This is a genomic window from Vibrio sp. R10-SG3-ISO10 (genome assembly GCF_059834185.1).
Genome location: NZ_JCBDHG010000013.1, coordinates 1 through 4,056, shown reverse-complemented (window position 1 = coordinate 4,056; position 4,056 = coordinate 1). Strand labels below are relative to the sequence as shown.

The following is a 4,056-nucleotide window of genomic DNA, read 5'->3' as shown; positions in this document are numbered from 1 at the left end:
CGACGGCGCGAAAATCACAGGCGATGATAGCGGCAGCGTGACCGAAGACGCGGCGGACAACACCGCGACGGGCACGTTGAAAGCCAGCGACGTGGACAACACAGACAACGTGTTCCAGGCGCAAAGTGATGTGGCGGGCGATTACGGCACGTTCAGTGTGGATGCGAATGGCGAGTGGACGTACGAGCTGGATAACAGCAACCCGACGGTAGACGCGCTGAACGAGACCTCAGAGCCACTGACAGAAACCTTCACGGTGAAATCGGAAGACGGCACCGAGCAGGTGGTGACCATCACCATCAATGGTGCGAACGACGGCGCGAAAATCACAGGCGATGATAGCGGCAGCGTGACCGAAGACGCGGCGGACAACACCGCGACGGGCACGTTGAAAGCCAGCGACGTGGACAACACAGACAACGTGTTCCAGGCGCAAAGTGATGTGGCGGGCGATTACGGCACGTTCAGTGTGGATGCGAATGGCGAGTGGACGTACGAGCTGGATAACAGCAACCCGACGGTAGACGCGCTGAACGAGACCTCAGAGCCACTGACAGAAACCTTCACGGTGAAATCGGAAGACGGCACCGAGCAGGTGGTGACCATCACCATCAATGGTGCGAACGACGGCGCGAAAATCACAGGCGATGATAGCGGCAGCGTGACCGAAGACGCGGCGGACAACACCGCGACGGGCACGTTGAAAGCCAGCGACGTGGACAACACAGACAACGTGTTCCAGGCGCAAAGTGATGTGGCGGGCGATTACGGCACGTTCAGTGTGGATGCGAATGGCGAGTGGACGTACGAGCTGGATAACAGCAACCCGACGGTAGACGCGCTGAACGAGACCTCAGAGCCACTGACAGAAACCTTCACGGTGAAATCGGAAGACGGCACCGAGCAGGTGGTGACCATCACCATCAATGGTGCGAACGACGGCGCGAAAATCACAGGCGATGATAGCGGCAGCGTGACCGAAGACGCGGCGGACAACACCGCGACGGGCACGTTGAAAGCCAGCGACGTGGACAACACAGACAACGTGTTCCAGGCGCAAAGTGATGTGGCGGGCGATTACGGCACGTTCAGTGTGGATGCGAATGGCGAGTGGACGTACGAGCTGGATAACAGCAACCCGACGGTAGACGCGCTGAACGAGACCTCAGAGCCACTGACAGAAACCTTCACGGTGAAATCGGAAGACGGCACCGAGCAGGTGGTGACCATCACCATCAATGGTGCGAACGACGGCGCGAAAATCACAGGCGATGATAGCGGCAGCGTGACCGAAGACGCGGCGGACAACACCGCGACGGGCACGTTGAAAGCCAGCGACGTGGACAACACAGACAACGTGTTCCAGGCGCAAAGTGATGTGGCGGGCGATTACGGCACGTTCAGTGTGGATGCGAATGGCGAGTGGACGTACGAGCTGGATAACAGCAACCCGACGGTAGACGCGCTGAACGAGACCTCAGAGCCACTGACAGAAACCTTCACGGTGAAATCGGAAGACGGCACCGAGCAGGTGGTGACCATCACCATCAATGGTGCGAACGACGGCGCGAAAATCACAGGCGATGATAGCGGCAGCGTGACCGAAGACGCGGCGGACAACACCGCGACGGGCACGTTGAAAGCCAGCGACGTGGACAACACAGACAACGTGTTCCAGGCGCAAAGTGATGTGGCGGGCGATTACGGCACGTTCAGTGTGGATGCGAATGGCGAGTGGACGTACGAGCTGGATAACAGCAACCCGACGGTAGACGCGCTGAACGAGACCTCAGAGCCACTGACAGAAACCTTCACGGTGAAATCGGAAGACGGCACCGAGCAGGTGGTGACCATCACCATCAATGGTGCGAACGACGGCGCGAAAATCACAGGCGATGATAGCGGCAGCGTGACCGAAGACGCGGCGGACAACACCGCGACGGGCACGTTGAAAGCCAGCGACGTGGACAACACAGACAACGTGTTCCAGGCGCAAAGTGATGTGGCGGGCGATTACGGCACGTTCAGTGTGGATGCGAATGGCGAGTGGACGTACGAGCTGGATAACAGCAACCCGACGGTAGACGCGCTGAACGAGACCTCAGAGCCACTGACAGAAACCTTCACGGTGAAATCGGAAGACGGCACCGAGCAGGTGGTGACCATCACCATCAATGGTGCGAACGACGGCGCGAAAATCACAGGCGATGATAGCGGCAGCGTGACCGAAGACGCGGCGGACAACACCGCGACGGGCACGTTGAAAGCCAGCGACGTGGACAACACAGACAACGTGTTCCAGGCGCAAAGTGATGTGGCGGGCGATTACGGCACGTTCAGTGTGGATGCGAATGGCGAGTGGACGTACGAGCTGGATAACAGCAACCCGACGGTAGACGCGCTGAACGAGACCTCAGAGCCACTGACAGAAACCTTCACGGTGAAATCGGAAGACGGCACCGAGCAGGTGGTGACCATCACCATCAATGGTGCGAACGACGGCGCGAAAATCACAGGCGATGATAGCGGCAGCGTGACCGAAGACGCGGCGGACAACACCGCGACGGGCACGTTGAAAGCCAGCGACGTGGACAACACAGACAACGTGTTCCAGGCGCAAAGTGATGTGGCGGGCGATTACGGCACGTTCAGTGTGGATGCGAATGGCGAGTGGACGTACGAGCTGGATAACAGCAACCCGACGGTAGACGCGCTGAACGAGACCTCAGAGCCACTGACAGAAACCTTCACGGTGAAATCGGAAGACGGCACCGAGCAGGTGGTGACCATCACCATCAATGGTGCGAACGACGGCGCGAAAATCACAGGCGATGATAGCGGCAGCGTGACCGAAGACGCGGCGGACAACACCGCGACGGGCACGTTGAAAGCCAGCGACGTGGACAACACAGACAACGTGTTCCAGGCGCAAAGTGATGTGGCGGGCGATTACGGCACGTTCAGTGTGGATGCGAATGGCGAGTGGACGTACGAGCTGGATAACAGCAACCCGACGGTAGACGCGCTGAACGAGACCTCAGAGCCACTGACAGAAACCTTCACGGTGAAATCGGAAGACGGCACCGAGCAGGTGGTGACCATCACCATCAATGGTGCGAACGACGGCGCGAAAATCACAGGCGATGATAGCGGCAGCGTGACCGAAGACGCGGCGGACAACACCGCGACGGGCACGTTGAAAGCCAGCGACGTGGACAACACAGACAACGTGTTCCAGGCGCAAAGTGATGTGGCGGGCGATTACGGCACGTTCAGTGTGGATGCGAATGGCGAGTGGACGTACGAGCTGGATAACAGCAACCCGACGGTAGACGCGCTGAACGAGACCTCAGAGCCACTGACAGAAACCTTCACGGTGAAATCGGAAGACGGCACCGAGCAGGTGGTGACCATCACCATCAATGGTGCGAACGACGGCGCGAAAATCACAGGCGATGATAGCGGCAGCGTGACCGAAGACGCGGCGGACAACACCGCGACGGGCACGTTGAAAGCCAGCGACGTGGACAACACAGACAACGTGTTCCAGGCGCAAAGTGATGTGGCGGGCGATTACGGCACGTTCAGTGTGGATGCGAATGGCGAGTGGACGTACGAGCTGGATAACAGCAACCCGACGGTAGACGCGCTGAACGAGACCTCAGAGCCACTGACAGAAACCTTCACGGTGAAATCGGAAGACGGCACCGAGCAGGTGGTGACCATCACCATCAATGGTGCGAACGACGGCGCGAAAATCACAGGCGATGATAGCGGCAGCGTGACCGAAGACGCGGCGGACAACACCGCGACGGGCACGTTGAAAGCCAGCGACGTGGACAACACAGACAACGTGTTCCAGGCGCAAAGTGATGTGGCGGGCGATTACGGCACGTTCAGTGTGGATGCGAATGGCGAGTGGACGTACGAGCTGGATAACAGCAACCCGACGGTAGACGCGCTGAACGAGACCTCAGAGCCACTGACAGAAACCTTCACGGTGAAATCGGAAGACGGCACCGAGCAGGTGGTGACCATCACCATCAATGGTGCGAA

General features: G+C 59.0%; 1 protein-coding gene. It reads left to right on the top strand.

Annotated elements, in window-relative coordinates:
* The coding region (locus AC6R16_RS06815; RefSeq protein ID WP_500673951.1) for a VCBS domain-containing protein at positions 1 to 4,056 on the top strand (4,056 nt) is incomplete at both ends.